Annotated in this window: 16 protein-coding genes and 1 pseudogene; 9 read left to right on the top strand and 8 right to left on the bottom strand. The window is 34.7% G+C overall.

Annotated elements, in window-relative coordinates; translation table 11 throughout:
- The first annotated feature begins 55 nt into the window (after window positions 1-55).
- Both NU08_RS02860 and NU08_RS02855 read left to right on the top strand, forming a co-directional pair.
- Entirely contained in the window at window positions 56-2,335 is a 2,280-nt protein-coding gene (locus NU08_RS02860; protein ID WP_129745781.1) for a helix-turn-helix domain-containing protein, read from the top strand.
- Between the two features lie 79 nt (window positions 2,336-2,414).
- Entirely contained in the window at window positions 2,415-3,176 is a 762-nt protein-coding gene (locus NU08_RS02855) for a hypothetical protein (protein WP_129745780.1), read from the top strand.
- Window positions 3,177-3,220: 44 nt separating this feature from the next.
- Here the strand turns inward: NU08_RS02855 and NU08_RS02850 are convergent, their stop codons facing one another.
- Window positions 3,221-3,658: a hypothetical protein gene (locus tag NU08_RS02850; protein ID WP_129745779.1), complete on the bottom strand. Its 438-nt coding sequence runs from the start codon at window positions 3,656-3,658 to the stop codon at window positions 3,221-3,223.
- A gap of 117 nt (window positions 3,659-3,775) precedes the next feature.
- Window positions 3,776-4,747 carry an SPOR domain-containing protein gene (locus tag NU08_RS02845; protein WP_129745778.1) on the bottom strand — a complete coding sequence of 324 codons (972 nt, stop codon included), beginning with the start codon at window positions 4,745-4,747 and terminating at the stop codon, window positions 3,776-3,778.
- Between the two features lie 237 nt (window positions 4,748-4,984).
- Between NU08_RS02845 and dprA the strand changes: the two genes are divergently transcribed.
- Entirely contained in the window at window positions 4,985-6,085 is a 1,101-nt protein-coding gene (dprA, locus tag NU08_RS02840) for a DNA-processing protein DprA (protein ID WP_129745777.1), read from the top strand.
- A 262-nt stretch (window positions 6,086-6,347) separates the two neighbouring features.
- Here the strand turns inward: dprA and trpS are convergent, their stop codons facing one another.
- Both trpS and NU08_RS02830 read right to left on the bottom strand, forming a co-directional pair.
- The gene (trpS, locus tag NU08_RS02835; RefSeq protein ID WP_129745776.1) at window positions 6,348-7,322 is read right to left on the bottom strand and encodes a tryptophan--tRNA ligase; all 975 of its coding nucleotides are present in this window, start codon (window positions 7,320-7,322) and stop codon (window positions 6,348-6,350) included.
- 199 nt (window positions 7,323-7,521) lie between these two features.
- Window positions 7,522-7,785 (bottom strand): annotated as a pseudogene (locus NU08_RS02830) (GxxExxY protein); the annotation flags it as partial.
- Between the two features lie 374 nt (window positions 7,786-8,159).
- Between NU08_RS02830 and NU08_RS02825 the strand changes: the two are divergent.
- On the top strand, window positions 8,160-8,903 hold the full coding sequence (locus NU08_RS02825) for a lysophospholipid acyltransferase family protein (RefSeq protein WP_129745775.1): 744 nt from the start codon (window positions 8,160-8,162) through the stop codon (window positions 8,901-8,903).
- Between the two features lie 546 nt (window positions 8,904-9,449).
- Here the strand turns inward: NU08_RS02825 and recA are convergent.
- From recA to NU08_RS02805, 4 genes are all read right to left on the bottom strand, one after another.
- On the bottom strand, window positions 9,450-10,457 hold the full coding sequence (gene recA, locus NU08_RS02820; RefSeq protein WP_111368298.1) for a recombinase RecA: 1,008 nt from the start codon (window positions 10,455-10,457) through the stop codon (window positions 9,450-9,452).
- A gap of 143 nt (window positions 10,458-10,600) precedes the next feature.
- On the bottom strand, window positions 10,601-11,110 hold the full coding sequence (locus NU08_RS02815) for an acyl-CoA thioesterase (protein ID WP_008465736.1): 510 nt from the start codon (window positions 11,108-11,110) through the stop codon (window positions 10,601-10,603).
- A gap of 114 nt (window positions 11,111-11,224) precedes the next feature.
- Entirely contained in the window at window positions 11,225-11,608 is a 384-nt protein-coding gene (locus tag NU08_RS02810) for a DoxX family protein (RefSeq protein WP_129745774.1), read from the bottom strand.
- Between the two features lie 6 nt (window positions 11,609-11,614).
- Window positions 11,615-12,763 carry an ATP-binding protein gene (locus tag NU08_RS02805; RefSeq protein WP_129745773.1) on the bottom strand — a complete coding sequence of 383 codons (1,149 nt, stop codon included), beginning with the start codon at window positions 12,761-12,763 and terminating at the stop codon, window positions 11,615-11,617.
- 436 nt (window positions 12,764-13,199) lie between these two features.
- Here NU08_RS02805 and NU08_RS02800 point away from each other — a divergent pair, with 436 nt between their 5' ends.
- From NU08_RS02800 to NU08_RS02780, 5 genes are all read left to right on the top strand, one after another.
- The gene (locus NU08_RS02800) at window positions 13,200-13,652 is read left to right on the top strand and encodes a hypothetical protein (protein ID WP_008465732.1); all 453 of its coding nucleotides are present in this window, start codon (window positions 13,200-13,202) and stop codon (window positions 13,650-13,652) included.
- A 180-nt stretch (window positions 13,653-13,832) separates the two neighbouring features.
- Window positions 13,833-15,125 carry a hypothetical protein gene (locus NU08_RS02795; RefSeq protein ID WP_129745772.1) on the top strand — a complete coding sequence of 431 codons (1,293 nt, stop codon included), beginning with the start codon at window positions 13,833-13,835 and terminating at the stop codon, window positions 15,123-15,125.
- A 100-nt stretch (window positions 15,126-15,225) separates the two neighbouring features.
- Entirely contained in the window at window positions 15,226-15,636 is a 411-nt protein-coding gene (locus NU08_RS02790) for a hypothetical protein (protein ID WP_242502474.1), read from the top strand.
- Complete coding sequence (sprC, locus tag NU08_RS02785; RefSeq protein ID WP_129745770.1) at window positions 15,633-17,096, top strand: gliding motility protein SprC; 1,464 nt, start codon at window positions 15,633-15,635, stop codon at window positions 17,094-17,096. The genes NU08_RS02790 and sprC overlap by 4 nt, the downstream gene beginning before the upstream one ends.
- 1 nt (window position 17,097) lies before the next feature.
- A partial coding sequence (locus tag NU08_RS02780; protein ID WP_129745769.1) for a type IX secretion system membrane protein PorP/SprF occupies window positions 17,098-20,107 on the top strand: 3,010 nt, incomplete at its 3' end.

Below are 20,107 nucleotides of genomic sequence, written 5' to 3'. Positions count from 1 at the left end.
TAGGTTTTTTCTTTTTATAAAAATGCGGTAATTTTATTTCTTTAATACAAGCCCAATGCAGAACGTTTCAGAAGCGGCAGCTTACACTTTACAATTCATCAATCAGACTCAAAAATCTATTTTCCTTACGGGAAAAGCAGGTACTGGAAAAACTACGCTTTTACGCGAAATTATCGCGACAACTCATAAAAATACTGTGGTCGTTGCTCCAACCGGAATCGCGGCTTTGAACGCTGGAGGTGTAACTATTCATTCCATGTTTCAGCTTCCGTTTTCTGCATTTATTCCGTCGTACGAAGCGAGCGCACAATTTACAGAAACAGTAAAGTTTGAAAACAAAGAATCGCTTCGACGCCATTTCAAAATGAATAACGTCAAGCGAAATGTAATCAAAAACATGGAGCTTCTGGTGATTGACGAAGTGAGTATGATGCGTGCTGATTTGTTGGACGCTGTCGATTTCATGATGCAAACCGTTCGAAGAAACACGCAGCCTTTTGGAGGAGTCCAAGTTTTGTTTATTGGAGACTTGTTGCAATTGCCGCCGGTAATTCGTGATGAAGAGTGGCGAACGCTGAAAAACTATTACCGAGGGAAATTCTTTTTCCATTCTCATGTTCTTCAAACGTATCCGCCAATTTACATCGAATTGTCAAAAATTTATCGTCAGACCGATGATGCTTTTATTTCGGTTTTGAATAATCTGCGAAATAACCAGATCACTCCAGAGGACATTGCTATTCTAAATCAGTATGTTAAACCAGATTTTGACTTCAAAGAGAACAAAGGTTATATCACGCTGACGACGCATAATGCCAAAGCAGATTCTATCAACTATCAGTCAATCAATGATTTAGATGGGAAAGAGTACATCTATACGCCATTTGTGGTGGGTGATTTTCCTGAAAAGATATTTCCTGTTGAAGAAGAATTGAAATTGAAAGTCGGCGCGCAAATCATGTTCGTCAAAAACGACTTGTCTTTTGAAAAAAGATATTTCAATGGAAAGATGGGCGTAATCAAATCGCTTTCTGATGAAGAAATCTTTGTTCACTTTCCAGAAGAGAACATGACGCTAGAAGTTGAAAAGTACGAATGGAAAAATATCCGCTACAAAGTCAATGAACAAACCAAAGATATCGAAGAAGAAGTTTTAGGGACTTTTGCGCATTATCCGATCAAGTTGGCATGGGCGATTACGGTGCACAAAAGCCAAGGTTTGACTTTTGACAAAGCAGCGCTCGATGTATCGCAAGTTTTTCTGCCCGGGCAAGCCTATGTAGCACTTTCGCGTTTACGTTCCTTAAATGGGCTTATTTTGCTTTCTCCGATGCAGATGAATGGCATTTCCAACGATCAAGATGTGATGGATTACGCTTTAAACAGAGCAACGGAAGAAACTTTGGAGAAGGCACTTCACTTCGAAACTAAAAATTTTATTCATAACTATTTGGTTAACAGTTTTAATTGGGGAGAATTGGCACAAGAATGGCGAAATCATCGTTTCAGTTATAACGAAAATGCGGCAGGTTCCGAAAAAACGAAACATGCAGTTTGGGCGCACAAACGAATGGAAATTATGGAACAGCTTTTAGATCCTTCGCAGAAATTCATTGCGCAACTCAATAAAATCTTCATCAAAGAAACAGTTGATCTGTTTTTTGTAAAAGAAAGGGTAGATGCGGCCTATGATTATTTTTTCAAACAAATGGATAAGTTGGTCGATGATCTGATTTATAAAATGGCTGAAATTCAAAAATTTAAAAAAGTTAAAGAGTTCTATGAAGAGCTTAATTTTTTAGAAGATCTTCAGACCAAAGCGGTTTTGCGACTGATGAAAGCCAAGTTATTGATTGAAGTTGTTGTGGCCGGTGAAGAAATCAGTAAAGAAAAGCTTTCGTCGCCAAACATTAAAAATTACAAAACGAACAAAGCGGAAAGGATTAGGGAAGAGCTTAAAACGACAAATACAGACATTTTCAGGACAGAAGAACCCGTTGTTCGATACAAATCAGCTAAAGCAGAAAAAAGTGAGCTTAAAACGGCTAAAAAAACGACAGTCGAAGAAACGTATGATTTGTGGATGGATAAAAATTCGGTTGAAGATATTGCAAGAATGCGTAAATTGAATGTTCAAACTATCGAAGGGCATTTGATAAGACTTATTCAAGCGAAGAAAATTGAAATAACTGATGTTTTGCCTTATGATAAAATTCTAGCTTTGAGAGAAGCTTTTCAGTTTTATCAGGAAGAATCTTTGAGTCCTTTGAAAGAAAAATATGGAGATGAATTTACATGGGACGAATTGAAAATGTTTAAAGCGAGCATAAATTGATTTTTTGGAACGTCCTACGTGAAACAGTGTTTTCTGTTTTTCAAAATTCTAATTACTAATGCATTAAATTATTTCTTACATGAAAATATTTAAATTATTGCTAACAATTTTGGTGTTTAATTCTTCGTTTTTGATTGCCCAAGATTTGAAGCCAGAATATCAAAAGTTCATTGCGAAATTAATTCTCGAAGTAAAAAATGGCGATAAAGAAGCAATTGTAAAACGGATAAAATTTCCGTTCAATCGTGAATATCCAATTCCGTCGGTGAAAGACAAGGCAGATTTTATAAAAAGATATAATCAGATTTTTGATAAAGTTTTGATTGAAAAAATTGTAAAATCGAATCCAGCAAAAGATTGGTCTGAAATGGGCTGGCGAGGAATTATGCTCAATCAAGGTGATTTATGGATCGATACTGATGGAAGAATCATCAGTATAAATTATCAGTCTGAGGAAGAATTGAAATTGAAAAATTCGCTGATTGCATCACAGAAAAAAAATGTAAACAGTTCGCTTTCAAATTTTAAAGAACCCGTTGCTATTCTCGAAACCTCAAAATTCAGAATTCGAATAGATGATTTAGGAAATGATAGCTATCGATATGCATCATGGTCTCTGAACCAGAAGATGACTGAGAAACCAGATTTAGTAATTGAAAAAGGAACTTTTCATGCTGATGGAACTGGTGGAAATCATCATTACGAATTTAAAAAAGGTAATTTCAGATATCAATGTCATTTTATCGTTTTGGGCGAAAAAGGTGCACCGCCAGCGATGTTAATCGTATTTCGATCTGACAAAAAAATTCTTCAACAAGATGCGAAAATTGTTTCACGATAAACATTTAAAAAAGGCCTAATTCATTTTGAAATAGGCCTTTTTAGTTATATGGCTGACATTGCTTTTTCTAGCTCTTTTTCCTGTGTAATCTGAGTAAGTTTCAGTTTCTGAATATTGACTTCATTTTCTTTGGTTTTAATTCTCTGTTTTTGAATTTCTTCTTCAGAAATAGAAGAGGTAGTTATTTTGTTTTCAATTTTCTGATTTACTATTTCTAGTTTTTCAATTTTATCTTTAGTCGATTTTAGATTGTTTTCGACCTTGGTGAGATTTTTCTTTTTGGCTTCCAGTTCCTTCTTTTCTTTTTGCAGCTGATCAAGTTTGTCGTCGAGTTTTTTATAATTTTCTTTTAAACTTTTTTGCGTTTCAAGATCAGCTTTTTGACGTTCTATTTCTTGTGCAGTGTTAGAAATTTGTTGAGCAAAGAAAGATTGTGAACTCAGTAAGAATAAGAAAATTAATGTTTTAAGAAATTTGTCCATGATTTTTTTTTGAGGCTAATATATCTGAAGAATTGATTATAGATTGCCAGTCAAATTTTTTAAAGTAACAGAATAGGACAAAAAAATCCCGTTCTTTTGAAACGGGATTTATGTGATCTAGAGATTTTCGACTAGAATCCAGGCTTGTGGATTTTCGCCTTTTTGTATTTCTTTTTGAGCTTGTTCTGCTTCTTTCATAGTAGCGTAACTTCCGTACAAAACAGGAAATAATCCGTGTTTGTTTTCTTTAAGCATTCTTGCTTTGAAACCATCTTTAATTAGTTGGTTGTAAGCTTTCTTAGCATTGGCTTCACTTCTGAATGCGCCAGCCATAATGTGGTAAGGCATTGTTGGTTCTGCAGTTTCAACTTTGGCAGAATCAACAGAAAGAGTTACAGCTGGAAGCGGACTTTTGATAAAGAAAGTGGCTTCTTGAATTTTGTTTTGCACTTTTTTCTGAACTGCTTGTTCTACAACAAGTGTTTGGTTGTCAATTTGATTTTGATATAATGGGTAACCAATGCTTCCTGTAATTCCAAGTCCCAGAACTAGAATTGCCGCATAACGCAAGAACGGATTTGAAGATTTCGTTTCTTCTTCGTTTTCGTATATTAAAACAGCATCTTTTTCTTTTGCTGCAATTTTTTCGATTTTTTTCTCAAAAGCCTCTTTTTTCACCATCGGAGAAACGAAAGGGCTTAATCCAAAAGAAGTTGCCAGATAATTGGTTTGATCGTTTGGCTTGAAAATAATATTGCTTTCAGAATTTAAACGCAGTTCTCCAATGTTCTTTAAAAGAATTACTCCTTCTTCTTCCAAAGTTTTTTTCCAATTCAAAACCTCAAAAGCAATTGCGCTTACTGCAAAACCGTATGAGGTTTTTTCTGTTTGTGCAATATGATTTGCCAACAATCCGTCATTGTTTTTGATGCGGCTGTTGAAAGAAATGGTTTTTTTTGGAGGAAAAAACGAATTAGTGCTTTCATTTAGCTGCGCCGAATGTGTTTCGGTTAAAAATGCACCAAATCCTGGAACCGTTACACACTGATAACGATACAATAACTGTGAGATATATACTTCGATTTTCATATTAACAAAGTTAGCCAACGAGTATAGTTATCAAAATTTTATTCACAATTTTTATTAACAATTCAGAATTATTTTTAGACAATTCGTTTTCAATTAATTAGATTAACAATTCCGCACTTTAAGAAATGTCTCCATAATTTATTTTTAAATTTTATTAAGAAATTACTTTGTTTTATAGATATTTGCCGTTCAAAAAAAGTAGATTTATTCTTTCTATTTTACATAATGTTAAAAACAATGAGCGATCAGGAATTATTTAGTTTACTTGCCTTATTAAAGGTTGATGGAGTGGGAGATATAATGGGCAAGAAATTGCTTAATTCGTTTGGTGATGCTTCTGCCATTTTTAAAGCTAAAAATTCTGAGTTGGCGGCTGTTGACGGAATAGGATCTGTTTTGATAAAGAATCTTAAGGATAAAAGCATTTTCGAAAAAGCCGACAAAGAACTGTCATTTATAAAAAACAATAATATTCAGGTTTCTTTTTTTCAGGATGAAAATTATCCAGAAAGGCTTAAACATTGTTTTGATGCTCCAATTCTAATTTTTACTGCTGGTAATCTTGATTTCAAGAAAAAAAGATTAATAAGTATTGTTGGAACCAGACAGATTACTTCTTACGGAATTGATTTTTGTAAAAAACTCATAGAAGATTTAGCTCCATTAGATCCTGTTATCGTTAGTGGTTTTGCTTATGGAGTTGATATTGTGGCACATCAGGCTGCGATGGATTATAACTTGCAAACTGTTGGGGTTTTGGCTCATGGACTGAATCAGATTTATCCGCGCACGCATAAAAAGTACATGGCAAAAATGGAAGAGAACGGTGGATTTATTACGGAGTTTTGGAGCGATTCTAATCCTGATAAAGAGAAATTTGTGCGTCGAAACCGCATTGTTGCTGGAATGACAGAAGCAACAATCGTCATAGAATCTGCCGATAAAGGCGGATCATTAATTACGGCAAATATGGCCAACGAATACAATCGAGATGTTTTTGCCGTGCCGGGAAGAGTGACCGATAAGTATAGTCAAGGTTGTAATAATTTGATTAAAACGCAGAAAGCAAATCTATTAACAAGTGCCGCAGATTTAATTTATATGCTGAATTGGGATATAAAAGAAAAACCTAAGAATATTCAGAAACAGCTTTTTATAGAATTAGAACCCGAAGAACAAAAGATCTACGATTTTCTTCAAAAGAATGGGAAAGAATTATTAGACATCATTGCAATTGAATGCGAAATTCCAATTTTCAAGCTTTCTGGAATTTTGTTGGGAATGGAGTTAAAAGGCGTTATTAGACCACTTCCTGGAAAACTTTTTGAATCAATTTAACGCAGAAAATCCTATATTTCATTTTCTTGTGAAATGTTTATACAATCGATACAAAATATAAATTGCCAATAAGCCGAAAACTATATTTAGGATTTGAAACACATAAGGAGGAACATTATAATCTTCAATATACTTATCCATTTTTTTGTTTTTAAATGATTAATATACTTGAAGTTACAAAAAAACAATTACAATCAATGTTAAAAGAAAAACGCTGATCAATTTAAATTGATCAGCGTTTCTTTATTGTGATAGTTTTGAATTATTTCTCAAATCCTAAAACTTCTCTAACTTTTGCTAAAACGCCATCAGCAATTACAGAAGCTTTTGAAGCACCTTTTTTTAACAAAGAGTCAACTTCTTCAAGATTGTTGATATAGTAATTGTATTTTTCTCTCTCTGTTTTAAATTTCTCAGTAATCAATTCAAACAAAGCTTGTTTCGCGTGGCCGTAACCATAATTTCCGCCTAAATAATTTGCTCTCATTTGGGCAATTTGTTCTTCGTTTGCTAATAAAGAATAAATAGCAAATGCATTACAAGTATCTGGATTTTTAGGTGCTTCAAGTGGAGTACTGTCAGTTTCAATACTCATTACTTGTTTGCGTAAAGTTTTGTCGTCCAAGAATATATTGATAATATTATTAGCAGATTTACTCATTTTTCCACCATTTGTTCCAGGAATCAGCATAATGTTTTCCTGAATTTTTGCTTCAGGAAGAACAAATGTTTCACCCATTTGGTGGTTAAAACGAGCCGCAACATCGCGAGTGATTTCTAAATGCTGCAACTGATCTTTTCCAACGGGAACAAATTCAGCGTCATATAATAAAATATCGGCAGCCATTAACATCGGATATGTGAAAAGTCCAGCATTAACATCATCCAAACGATCTGCTTTATCTTTGAAAGAATGTGCCAAAGTCAACCTTTGAAACGGAAAAAAACAGCTTAAGTACCAAGTCAATTCAGTAGTTTGAACCACATCAGATTGTCTGTAAAATGTAACTTTTTCAGGATTTAAACCACAAGCGAGCCAAGCTGCGGCAGTGCTATAAGTGTTTTCTCTTAAAGTCTTTCCATCTTTAATCTGAGTGATTGAATGCAAATCGGCAATAAACAAATAAGATTCATTTGCTGGATCATTTGATAATTCGATTGCCGGAATAATTGCTCCTAATAAATTTCCTAAATGCGGTGTTCCTGTACTTTGAACACCAGTAAGTATTTTTGCCATTCTAGTTTTTTCTGAATTGCAAAGGTCGTGAAGTTTTTTATAACCGCAAAGTACGCAGGGATTTTACGCAAAACATGCAAAGATTTAACCTTGCGTTGTCTGTTATTTTGATACAAGTTACGCAGAGAGCGCTGAGTTTTTTCGCAGAGTGAGAAAGTTTTTTTGAGTTTTTTCGGAAGATCGCTGAGGAATTGCTTAGTTACAGATTGTTTGCTACTTTTCTGATGCCATTTTTTAAAAGTGCTTCATTGAAATTGATTAGTAAACCCAGTTTACACTTTGCTAATCTGAGATAGGTTAATGTTTGAGCTAAATGATTTACTGTTAAACTTTCAACAGCTTTAATTTCAATAATAAACTTATTTTCAACTAGCAAATCGATTCGATATCCACAATCTAGTTTTATTTCTTCGAAGATTAATGGCATTGGTTTTTCCTTTTCTACAATTAGACCTTTTTGCTTGAGTTTGTAGAATAGGCATTCCTGATAAACATTTTCTAGTAGGCCAGATCCAAGTTTCGATGTATATCAATTGCTAAACCAATAACAATAGTTGAAATTTCATTTTCAGTCATTTTTTATCCTACAATTTAACGCAGAATTTCGTATAAAAATAGCAATTTTGAGTCGTAGATTTCAATGTTTTTTCTTTAACTTTTTCAAAGTGCCTACAATTACAGCTTTGTGAACTCTTTGCAAAGCATTTTCTGAAAAAAAACTTCGCGGACTCTGCGAAAAAACTCAGCGATCTCTGCGCTACAAGAAAAATGTAGAGTTGATTTTTATCAATATTAAAATATTCACAAAATTCATTTCTCTTTCTTACATTTGAAGCTATGAAAATATTTAAAATTGCTTTTTGGATTCTTTGGAGAGTTTGGTTTTATGTCTTGATGGCGATCCCAATACTGATTATGTTGCCTTTTCTGGTCATTTCTATTCTTTCTGAGAAAGGATATCCATATTTCTTTAAAATGGCTCGCATTTGGGCTAAATTTATCCTTTTCGGAATGGGTTTCTATTATACAGTAAAATGCGAACAGAAGCTCATTAAAGGGAAAAGTTATATGATTGTGGCTAATCATACCTCAATGACTGATATTATGCTGATGCTGGCACTTGTAAAAAATCCGTTTGTTTTTGTTGGAAAGAAGGAACTCGTGAAGATTCCACTTTTTGGTTTCTTTTATAAGCGAACTTGTATTTTGGTTGACAGAAGTTCTTCTAAAAGCAAAAATGAAGTTTTTAAAAGAGCGCAAAATCGTCTTAACCAAGGTTTGAGTATTTGTATTTTTCCAGAAGGTGGAGTTCCAGATGACGAAAGCATTTTGCTGGATGAGTTTAAAGATGGCGCATTCAGATTGGCAATAGATCATCAGATTCCGATTGTGCCAATTGTTTTTCCGGACAATAAAGAGCGTTTTTCATATACTTTTATGAGCGGAAGTCCTGGTAAAATGCGAGCTCGAATTTTACCGTTTGTAGAAACAAAAGGTTTGACAAGCGATCATAGAAAAGAGTTGAGAGATCAAGTTAGAATGTTAATATACAATGGTTTAATTGATTTTCAAAAGTCATAAGGCGGACTAACATTATGTAAAATACAAAAGCCGGAAGATTAATTAAATCTTCCGGCTTTTCTTTGAATTAAAAACCCCCTATTTTTATTCAAAAGTTATTATCTGTGAATTATCTTTTCTGAAATAAAACGCAATACTTTCTTAAACTTCAATTTGGTTTTTCTTCGGTTTTTATTGTACAACAATTCTATTTTTTCTTTCATGATTAAAAATATTAATGGTTGATAATAAAGAGTTTGGTTAATTTCACATTAATGTAGATAAAGAAAAGTTTAAAAGGTTGCGTCAGAATTGAAAAAAACTGATTTAAACCCGTCAGTTTGAATAAACTAACGGGTTTTTACTCAAATAACCAATCAACGTAAATTCTAAAAAAAACTCCAATTGATATATGGCAGTACCAATTACAAACTGCTTTTTGTAGATAGATGAAGGTTTGGTAAAATGGTTGCGTGGAAATTTGATTTTTTTTTCAAAATAAAAAAAGCCGAGAGATTTTTAGTATAATCTCTCGGCTTTTAAAGTGTCCTTTTTTAGACTTATTTTTTAGGCATTAGCCAATTCTTTCATATGCTCTTTAATTTTAATTTCCAGTTCTTCAGCAAGTTCTGGATTATCTTTAATTAAAGCTTTAACAGCATCACGCCCCTGACCTAATTTTGTGTCGCCGTAGCTGAACCAAGATCCTGCTTTTTTAACAATGTCAAATTCAACAGCTAGGTCTAAGATTTCGCCAGTTTTAGAAACTCCTTCTCCGTACATAATATCGAATTCGGCAGTTTTAAATGGTGGCGCTACTTTGTTTTTAACAATTTTAACTTTAGTTCTGTTACCGATGACGTTTTCACCATCTTTAATTTGAGCAGAACGACGAATATCTAAACGAACAGAAGCGTAAAATTTAAGTGCATTACCTCCAGTTGTAGTTTCCGGATTTCCGAACATAACACCAATTTTTTCACGAAGCTGGTTGATAAAGAAAACCGTACAATTTGTCTTGCTGATAGTTCCAGTAAGTTTTCTTAAAGCTTGAGACATCAAACGTGCGTGAAGACCCATTTTTGAATCTCCCATTTCACCTTCAATCTCACTTTTTGGAGTTAAAGCCGCAACAGAGTCAATTACAACGATGTCTATAGCTCCAGAACGAATTAAGTTTTCGGCAATTTCTAAAGCTTGTTCTCCGTTGTCCGGTTGAGATATGATTAAGTTTTCGATATCAACATTTAATTTCTCAGCATAGTTTCTATCAAATGCATGCTCCGCATCTATAAAAGCGGCGATACCACCGGCTTTTTGCGCTTCAGCAATAGCGTGAAGTGTTAAGGTAGTTTTTCCAGAAGATTCTGGACCATATATTTCTATAATTCTTCCTTTTGGATATCCGTTTACTCCAAGAGCTAAGTCTACACCTAGTGAGCCAGAAGAAATCGTTTCTACTTCTACAATGGCTCTGTCGCCCATTTTCATTACGGTTCCTTTTCCGTAGGTTTTATCAAGTTTATCAAGCGTTAATTGTAGTGCTTTTAATTTGGCTTCTTTCTCTGAACTCATTTTTTTCTAATATCTAAATTATTATTTTGTCTTTCTGGATAAAAATAAGAAAATTCTGCTATATTTTTATTAGTCAGTTTTATAATTTGTAAAATTACTTCTTTTTTTGAAGTTTGATTGTTCCAAATTGTCACAAAATCGTTCTATACAAATAAAGCCTTTAATTCTGTAGCGTCGGTTGGTTTTATTTTTCCTGCCAGTAGTAAACTCAATTGTTTACGACGCAACGCAGCATCAAATCGCTGGATTTCCAATTCGGTTTCTGGTACAATTGCAGGAACTTCAACAGGTCTTCCGGTATCGTCTACGGCTACGAAAGTATAAATTGCTTCGTTGGCTTTGGTTCTGTTTCCAGATTCGCGGTCCTCTACCCATACGTCAATAAAAACTTCCATAGAACTTTTAAAAGATCTAGAAACTTTTGCTTCTACTGTTACAACGCTTCCAAGCGAAATGGCTCTGTTAAAAGCAACGTGATTTACAGAAGCCGTTACTACAATTCGGCGCGAATGTCTGCGGGCCGCAATACTAGCCGCGCGATCCATTCTGGCTAATAACTCACCGCCGAAAAGATTGTTTAAAGGATTTGTTTCGCTCGGTAAAACTAAATCAGTTAAAATAGTTAGAGATTCTGAAGGATGTTTTGGATTCATTTTTTAAATAATTTTTTTATTGCCACAGATTTCAAAGATTAACAAAGATTAACAAAGATTTTCTAATCCTTTTAATCTGTTAAATCTATGGTTTTTTTTTAACTTCTAGTTGATCTAATTCAACCAATAAACAGCCATTACAGCTGGTATAAAATATATGACAATGGTTCTCGCACCATCGTAATCTTTTGCAAGTCTTTGTCCGAAAAGCATCATTAGCAAACAGATACAAGAAAAGATAGCTCCGTAAAAGCCAAATTCTCTGCCGTTATTTGTAAACAATTGAATTCCGCCCACAACACATAAAATTCCTGAAATCAATTCTAAAATCAATAAATGTAAAAGGGCAAGCGGAACCTGATTTTTTAAAGGCGTTTTGGCAAAGTGTTCCTTTAGCCAGGTAACATTATCTTTCCAGTAAAAAATTTTTTCGTAACCGGATTGTAGAAAAGTTAAAGCTAGAAAAGCCAAAAGCAAAATTGAGGCAACATTGTTCATTATGAATTATTTTTTATGAATTAAACGAGTCAATTTAATCGATAAATCGGTTAGAATTATTTTCGCATTTCCATTTCTTTCAATATGATACATAGCATCTGAAAGTTCTTTGAATATTTCGTGGATATTATTTCCGTTAACGAACGGTGCAAAATTCTCCAGTTTAAATTTATCCACTTTTGGTTCTATATAAACTAAGTCTGGCGCTTGATAATTTAGCATGAGGGCCTGTCGGAACATTTCTATGCAGTATTGAATAAATTTTTTCTGACTTTCACGCCCCAATGCAGCAATCTGCTCGCTCCAAGAAATTAAGTCCTGAATGGCGGCCGCATTTCCTTTTGCTCTAAAAGCAGCACGAACCCAATTGACAAACCATTGTTCAAAGGGAAGATCGTCATCGTCTTCTTTTAACAAATGCAATGCTTTATTAAAATTTCCCTGCGCCTGATGTGCAATTTTTTTTGCTAGATTTTGATCTATATTTTCTTTAGCAACCAAAGCTTCTGCGATGACCTTTTCTGGAAGTCCACTAAAGTGAATTACTTGGCATCTTGAACGGATGGTTTGTATAATATCTTCTTCGTTTTCAGAAATCAGAATAAACATGGTTTTGTCTGATGGTTCTTCTAGAAGTTTCAAAAGTTTGTTGGATGCGGCGATATTCATTTTATCGGCCATCCATATAATCATTATTTTGTATCCGCCTTCGTAAGATTTTAGTGAAAGCGATTTTAAAACTTCTTGTGCATCTTCAACACGAATTTCCCCCTGTTTGTTTTGAACGCCCAGAATTTTGTACCAATCGAATAAACCTCCATAAGGCATTTCTTGAATAAAGTTTCGCCAGTCCTGAATAAAATCTAAACTTTTGGGTTTTGTTTTTACGTCTTCGGTTGTAACGGTTGGATAAATAAAATGCAGATCGGGATGAGAGATGTTATCAAACTTTAGATTGCAAGAATCATTTCCGTTTGAATTTTCATCGCCGGTATTATTGCATAAAATGTATTGGGAATAAGCAATGGCAGTTATTAATGTGCCGCTTCCTTCAGGACCAACGAATAATTGAGCATGAGGAATTCTACCAGAAGCAGCACTTTTTATCAAGTGGCTTTTGATGTAATCTTGACCTAAAATTTGAGAAAATTGCATGGCGCAAAGATAGAAGAAAATGTGTAGTCAAAAATTTTAAGAAGTAAGATTATTTATTCGTTTCAATTTTCAAATTTAGATGCTAAGTTTTGGAATATTTTTTGGCTAACTTTTGATAGAATTTTGTTAATAAATATCCTCAAGTGAGTAAATATCAAGATGTTTTTGTTAATATTTTTTTTCAAAAACCCGATAAGGGTGTTTTTTTTCGGGTATTTATAGAGTCAATTTTATATTTTTTATAGTTAATATCTTACGATTTTTTAATTAACATTTTTAACAAAATGCACGTTAAAACGCACATTTTCTCGACATAACGCTGGTTTTTAAGGTTTTTTTAAGGAAATTTTTTGAAAAAAAAAACCATTACAGTTGTAATTTAAGTTAATTTATATATTTTTGTTTTTATCAACAACCAATTATAAAATAAGAATCTATGAAAGGGAAAATTATTCTATTTAGTGCTTTTTTTATCTTAACTACTGCGGCTGTTTCAGCACAAGCTAAAAACGCACCAAGAAGTATTATCAGTACAACTGCTCTTATCCGAAAATACCATGATCAAAAAGAATTAAGCGGTATGCAAAAGGGTGAGCTTTTGGAATTATACATCGAGCGTATTAAAGTATTAGTTAAAACTCTCCCTTACATTGCTTTGGTTACAAAACCTGGAGTTACTATGGCTGACCTTGGTATCCCAGACGATAACGAACACAAAAAAGTATTAGATGCTCAGGCAGTAGGTACGTCGACATTTTTGGATACAACTGTAGAATTCCAAAGAAAGATGATGCCTTACTCTGATAAAGGAAATCTAATTGCGGCAATTTTGTTCTACGAAAGTACATTGAAATCATTACATGAGTTCAACGATTTGAACGAAATGTAATAAAGTAATTTTTTAAAATCTTTTTTGGGAAAGTTTAAGTGAATACCAGCTTTGACATTCTCAAAAAACAAAATAAAAAAAACTCACTCTCAAGGGTTCTGAAGAATTTCAGAAAACTTGAGAGGAGTTTTTACATTTACGCATACCCAAATTTATTATTAACCGTAATACCCCCTTATCATGAAAAAAATTACTCAATTAATCTGCGTTCTTTTGACAGTTGCGAGTATGAATGCTCAACAAGAGAAAGGAATTATGGGCTACACCAATTGGTTAAACAACTGGACTGAGTTTAAGCCTAACAAAGTTGATTATGGAGAAGCAAACCAAATTTTGGCAGGAAACATTTCTGTTAATACTAAATTGCTGAAAAGAAATATCTACGTTCTTCAAGGAAACGTTTATGTTACAAACAATGCTGTTTTAACAATCGAACCAGGAACTGTAATTATTGGTGATTTCGAAACTAAAGGAACATTAGTAATCACAAAAGGAGCACAATTAGTTGCTGATGGTTTAGAAACAGATCCAATTGTATTTACTTCAAACCGCAGCATGAAAAAAGCTGGAGATTGGGGTGGAATTGTAATCCTTGGAGATGCGCCAATCAATAAATTTGGAAATGTAGGTTCTTATAACTTAGATCTTGATCCTACAATGACTACTTATGGTGGAGACAATGTAGCTTCTAACTCAGGAATTTTAAGGTTCGTTAGAATCGAGTTCGCTGGTAAAAAAGTAAAAGGAGCTGATACTTTCAACGCCTTAACTCTTGCTGGTGTTGGAAACAAGACAGTACTTGAAAATGTAATGGTTAGTTACGCTGGAGGAGATTCTTTCGGAATCTTAGGTGGTGATTTAAATGTTACAAAATTTGTTTCTTATAAATCAGTTAATGATGACTTTAAATTCTCTCAAGGAGTTCAATGTCGTTTCTTCAACTCTTTAGCAGTTAGATCTTCTTACTTCTCAAGCACTAAAGACGGATCTCGTTGTATGGAGGTAAGATCTTTTGAGAAGAAAAGTGAAACAGATTTCACTAAAAAACAAACTTTAGTTGTTGCAAGTAATATTACAATGGTTAATGACAGCGAAAACATTAACGCTGATATTCAAGCAGGTTTAGTAAAAGAAGCTGTTTATGTAGCTGAAAATGCTTCTCTTGAAATGAAAAGAAGTGTAATCTCTGGATTCAACCCTGCAGTATTATTAGACAGCAAAACTGAAATCAATGATGCCAACCTTAAAAAAATCAAATTTGAGGAAATGTATTTCAACTTATGTAAAGGAAATATCTTTACTGAATACAATTCTAATAACGAAGATTTAGAGAGCTGGTATGGAAACAGTGTATTCTTTAACGTTTACTCACAAAGCGATAATAAAGAAACATTCATTGATATCTTCAATCCTAAAAAACCAGATTTCAGATTACAATTAGGAAAAATCACGGCTTCTAGCGGTAATAGATAAATAGTTTCGATTTTTATTTCCCACGCGTAAATTTTATTAATTAAGTCCCCAGACACAATTTATGTATCGTCTTAAGGGCTCAAATAAAGATCAAGACATAATGGTATCTACGAAAAAATATTTTTTATATATAATATTTTTGGTTTCGCCTATATCGTTAACTCTATATGCACAGAATACAGCAGAAAATCCTACTAAGGTTGCTGTTTCTGAGTGTGGGTTGACTTTGGCTAATAATAACCAAAATAACAATACTAATGCTGTTATTGAAAACAGCAATTCAAGTAATTTAAATCAGTCTATAGTAGGGATGTCCACCCCCAAGGATGGCCTTACTATAGCGGCTGAGCCAAATATTGTATCTAATGATTGTGAGGAGAACTCAACACTTGCAGCGACTTCAATTATTGCAAAAGAGGTAATTGAAAATTACAAGTATGATTTCTCTGAAACAGTTATAGATATCTTGTTTTTTGAGCGTATAGATCTAGCAAGAACACGCACTATATGATTCAAAAAATTACTTTATCTTTTTTTAAAGTTTTACTATTATTCAGCATAATCTTCTTTGCTGGATCAAATACTTATGCGCAATCATCAATATCTCCGCAGCAATTACCTTTTAAGGATATTTGCGCTGGAGATATTGTTGATGGTGCTAAATACAATGAATACTTAGTTACTTTTTCGTATTTAAATTTTGCGTCAAATATTACGTTTTCTGTTCAATTGTCTGATGAGTTTGGTAGTTTTACCAATCCAACATCTACTACTACCCTTGAAGTTATTCAATTATCAAGTACTGAACAAACAATTAAATTCGCAATTCCTACGACATTAAAAGGTTCTAATGCTTACAGTTTAAGAATAGTAAGTAGTAGCGGGGTTAATAGTCCTAGAGCACAAAATTTTTCAGGGTCATACTCTTTTTCAGCCTATTATAAAGACTATGTATCTTCGTTTTTGATAAATCAAAATAGAAATACTGCCGCTTTCTGTTCTGGCGGTAGTTTTACTTTAACAGTAGATAATCTTACTCCTGAGATAGCAGAATCGTCACCTGCAAACTATCCGAATGTTAAATACAAATGGTACAAGGATGATGTTTTAATTTCAGGACAAAATTCGTCTTCTTTAGTAGTAAATTCTGCTGGTGTATATTTTGCAGAACTTGATTATGGCGAATGCTCAAATGTGAATTTTAGTTCAAATAGAGTTACAGTTTCTTCATCATCTTCTGGTTCTGGGGTTACGATAAATTCATCTTTAGGAAATCCTTTTTGTGCTAGCGGTTCAGGGACGGTTTTAACAGCAACTTCAGGGAATAGCTATCAATGGAAAAAAGATGGTGATATAATCACAGGAGCAACAAATCGTACGTATTCTACAAACGAATCTGGAGTTTATTCAGTGGAAGTCGATTTTGGTGGATGTAAAGCGACCGGAAGTATTAATTTGCAAAGTAACAGTTTTGAAGCAAGTACTGACGCTCAAGACGGATACAAATTAAGTGAGGGTGAAACTATAACGGTTAACGTTACAACAGATGCTTCTGCTCCTACTTTCGAATGGTATTTGAACGATAATTTAATTTCTGGTCAAACATCGAGTTCTTATGTTATAGCTGTTAAAGGTAATTATAAAGTAAAAATTTCTCAAGCATCTGGTTGTATTGCAAGTAAAGAATTTTCATTTAGAATAAATGGAGATTCAGCGCCATCAAGTGTTATTCCTAACATTATAAAGTTAAGCGGAATGAATCCGTATTGGAACATTCCAGACGAATATAAAAATGCAAATACGAAGGTAATGATCATTAGTTCAAATGGAGAAATCGTTTTGGATGTAGTGAATTACCAAGGCGATTGGCCCGAAAACAATATAGATTTTAAAAATGTTAATCCCGTTTATTACTATGTCATTCAAGGCGATGCAGGTGAAAAAAAAGGATCAATAACTGTTATAAAATAATATGAAGAAACTTTTACTATTCATCACGTTATTTTACGGTTTATCAAATGTACTCTATTCTCAAGACGCTTCTGAGGATGGAGTTGTTTCGTTTTCATTACCCATTAGAAATTCTTTAAAGTTTAATAGATATTTAATTAACCCAACATTTAGTTTCGTTAGAGAATCAAACCCATATGCAAGTTTTTATAATAAAAGGCAATGGGTGCAGTTTGAAAATGCTCCGCAGACGTATTTAGCTAATTATTCTGGACGATTTAGAGAGAATGAAGCATTTGCTGTTGGCCTATTTCAGCAGAATTATGGATTGATGACTGTTTTTGGTGGAGTTGGAAATTTTGCTCACAACATCGTTTTACAAGAGGATAGTAATTTGACTTTTGGATTAAATGTTGGAATCTATCAAAGTGGTATCAATACAGGAAAAATCATATCAGATGATTCCACTATTTTAACTGGAGATTTTCCAAAAAGCACATTGCTGACTGTAAATCCTGGAATTAACTATGGTACAGAATTTTTAGATTTCGGATTAGCAATTAACAATTTAGTGCTTTATAATTTCGGATCTGGAATGGTAAAAGAAGATCCAGAAAGAGCTATTCAATTGCATGCTATGTATACTGGATATATTGACAGTTATGGTTTTTTTGACAGAAGTAAATTTTCTGGAATTGTTAGAACAGAAATCAAAAAAGATAAAACAGTCATTTCTGGACTTGCTATGCTGGCACTTCAGCAGGGAGTTTGGGCACAGGCTGGATATAACACATTATATGGAGTTTCTGCAGGACTTGGAGTTAATATAACGCCAAGTATTGCTATTGAATATAATTATGAAAGAGGAATGGGTAATTTCTCAAATTTGGGAGGTTCTCATGAATTTGCCATTGCTTATAAATTCAAAAATAGAAATTACTATTACGGAGATGATGATGAAGGATCTCTAGTTGATCCGTCAAAATCAAAACCAGTGCCAGCTAAACCGCAATCAGAAGCGACTCAAGTCAACAGAGCAGAAATCGCCGAAAAGAACAGATTAGCAGCAGAAGCAAAAGCAAAAGCAGATGCTGAAGCAAAACAAGCAAGACTTGCGGCAGCCGAAAAAGTTAGAGCAGATGCAGAAGCTGCAGCAAAAGCAAAATTAGAAGCAGACAATAAAGCGAAGGCCGATGCAGAGGCTGTTAAAATAAAATTAGCTGCAGAGGCAAAAGCGAAAGCTGATGCAGCAGCGGCAGCCAGAGCACAAACTGCAGCGGCAAATAAAGCTTTGGCTGAAACACAAAAAACACAAGCCCAACTTGCTGCAGATAAAGCTAGGGCAGATGCAGAAGAACGCAGAATAAAACTAGCTGCTGATAATAAAGCAAGAGTAGATGCGGCGGCAGCTGCAAGAGCACAAGCAGCAGCAAATAAATCTGGAGCGGTTGTACAAAAAACACCAGAACAGTTAGCTGCAGATAAAGCGCAGGCTGATGCGGAAGCACTAAAAATAAAATTAGCAGCTGACGCTAAAGCAAAAGCCGATGCAGAAGCTTTACAAGCAAAAGTTGCAGCAGCTGATAAAGCGAAAGCCGACGCAGAAGAGGCAAAAGCTAAAGCAGCGGCAGCAAATGCAGCTGCGCCTACACAGCAAAAAACAGCTGCACAGCTTGCTATAGAAAGAGCAAGAGCAAACTCAGAAGCTGCGGCAAAAATGAGATTAGCAGCTGCTGAAAAAGTAAAAGCAGATGCTGAAGCAGCAAGACAAGCAAGATTAGCAGCGGCTGAAAAAGCGAAAGCTGACGCAGAAGCAGCAAGATTAAAATTAATTGCAGATAATAAAGCCAAAGCTGACGCTGCTGAAGCAAAACGTAAAGCCGATGCAAAAGCCAAAGCAGAAGCAGCAGATATGCAGTCAATATTAGCTGCAGATGCAAAAGCAAAAGCAGATTCAGATGCATTGCAGGCAAGACTAGCAGCAGAAGCAAAAGCTAAGACTGCGGCAGAAGCTAAAACAAAAGCATCAATTGATGCCGCTAACAAAGCAAAATTAACTGCAGATGCAAAAGCCAAAGCCGCAGAAGAAGCAGCGCTTAAAGAAAAATTAGCCGCAGAAGCAAAAGCAAAAGCAGATGCTGAAGCAAGACAAGCAATTATAGCTGCAGAATTAAAAGCAAAAGCAGATGCTGAAGCACTGAAAATAAAACAAGCAGAAGAAGCCAGACAAGCCCAATTAGCGGCTGAAGCTAAAGCGAAAGCTGATGCCGAGGCACTTCAAGCTAAACTTGTAGCAGATGCAAAAGCTAAAGCTGATGCAGAAGCAGCGGAAAAAGCAAAATTAGAAGCTGAAGCAAAAGCTAAGGCAGATGCCGAGGCTGAGAAAGCGAGATTGGCAGCTGAAGCAAAAGCAAAAGCAGACGCCGAGGCTGAGAAAGCGAGATTGGCAGCCGATGCTAAGGCCAAAGCTGATATGGAAGCTTTACAAGCTAAACTAATTGCAGATGCTAGAGTAAAAGCTGATGCAGAAGCTACGGCAAAAGCAAAAGCTGAAGCCGAAGCGAAAAAATTGCAAGAAGAGGAAAATGCACGTCAGGCTAAGTTAGCAGCTGATGCAAAAGCTAAAGCTGATGCTGAGACATTGAAAGCGAAACAAGCGGCCGAAGCAAAAGCCAAAGCTGACGCTGAAGCAGAAAAAGCAAGATTAGCTGCAGAAGCAAAAGCTAAAGCTGATGCAGAAGCATTGCAGGCTAAACAAGCTGCAGAAGAAAAAGCAAGAGTAGAAGAAGAAGCACGTCAAGCTAAATTAGCAGCCGAAGCTAAGGCCAAAGCCGATGCCGAAGCTCTTCAAGCGAAACTTGCAGCTGATGCCAAAGCAAAAGCTGATATGGAAGCTTTACAGGCAAAATTATTAGCTGATGCAAAAGTAAAAGCAGATGCCGAAGCTACCGCAAAAGCGAAAGCAGAAGCTGAAGCGAAAAAATTGCAAGAAGAAGAAGCTCGTCAAGCGAAGTTAGCCGCTGATGCAAAAG

The sequence above is a fragment of the Flavobacterium anhuiense genome, from assembly GCF_004151235.1.
Lineage (GTDB): Bacteria > Bacteroidota > Bacteroidia > Flavobacteriales > Flavobacteriaceae > Flavobacterium > Flavobacterium anhuiense_A.
Note: the sequence above shows the minus strand (reverse complement) of the source record. Positions and strands in the feature narration are given on the sequence as shown.

What these genes read in the sequence shown, in the direction of transcription:
- NU08_RS02860 (WP_129745781.1), top strand. Translation starts at nt 56, where the DNA reads ATGCAGAACGTTTCAGAAGCGGCAGCTTACACTTTACAATTCATCAAT.
- NU08_RS02855 (WP_129745780.1), top strand. Translation starts at nt 2,415, where the DNA reads ATGAAAATATTTAAATTATTGCTAACAATTTTGGTGTTTAATTCTTCG.
- NU08_RS02850 (WP_129745779.1), bottom strand. Translation starts at nt 3,658, where the DNA reads ATGGACAAATTTCTTAAAACATTAATTTTCTTATTCTTACTGAGTTCA.
- NU08_RS02845 (WP_129745778.1), bottom strand. Translation starts at nt 4,747, where the DNA reads ATGAAAATCGAAGTATATATCTCACAGTTATTGTATCGTTATCAGTGT.
- dprA (WP_129745777.1), top strand. Translation starts at nt 4,985, where the DNA reads ATGAGCGATCAGGAATTATTTAGTTTACTTGCCTTATTAAAGGTTGAT.
- trpS (WP_129745776.1), bottom strand. Translation starts at nt 7,322, where the DNA reads ATGGCAAAAATACTTACTGGTGTTCAAAGTACAGGAACACCGCATTTA.
- NU08_RS02825 (WP_129745775.1), top strand. Translation starts at nt 8,160, where the DNA reads ATGAAAATATTTAAAATTGCTTTTTGGATTCTTTGGAGAGTTTGGTTT.
- recA (WP_111368298.1), bottom strand. Translation starts at nt 10,457, where the DNA reads ATGAGTTCAGAGAAAGAAGCCAAATTAAAAGCACTACAATTAACGCTT.
- NU08_RS02815 (WP_008465736.1), bottom strand. Translation starts at nt 11,110, where the DNA reads ATGAATCCAAAACATCCTTCAGAATCTCTAACTATTTTAACTGATTTA.
- NU08_RS02810 (WP_129745774.1), bottom strand. Translation starts at nt 11,608, where the DNA reads ATGAACAATGTTGCCTCAATTTTGCTTTTGGCTTTTCTAGCTTTAACT.
- NU08_RS02805 (WP_129745773.1), bottom strand. Translation starts at nt 12,763, where the DNA reads ATGCAATTTTCTCAAATTTTAGGTCAAGATTACATCAAAAGCCACTTG.
- NU08_RS02800 (WP_008465732.1), top strand. Translation starts at nt 13,200, where the DNA reads ATGAAAGGGAAAATTATTCTATTTAGTGCTTTTTTTATCTTAACTACT.
- NU08_RS02795 (WP_129745772.1), top strand. Translation starts at nt 13,833, where the DNA reads ATGAAAAAAATTACTCAATTAATCTGCGTTCTTTTGACAGTTGCGAGT.
- NU08_RS02790 (WP_242502474.1), top strand. Translation starts at nt 15,226, where the DNA reads ATGGTATCTACGAAAAAATATTTTTTATATATAATATTTTTGGTTTCG.
- sprC (WP_129745770.1), top strand. Translation starts at nt 15,633, where the DNA reads ATGATTCAAAAAATTACTTTATCTTTTTTTAAAGTTTTACTATTATTC.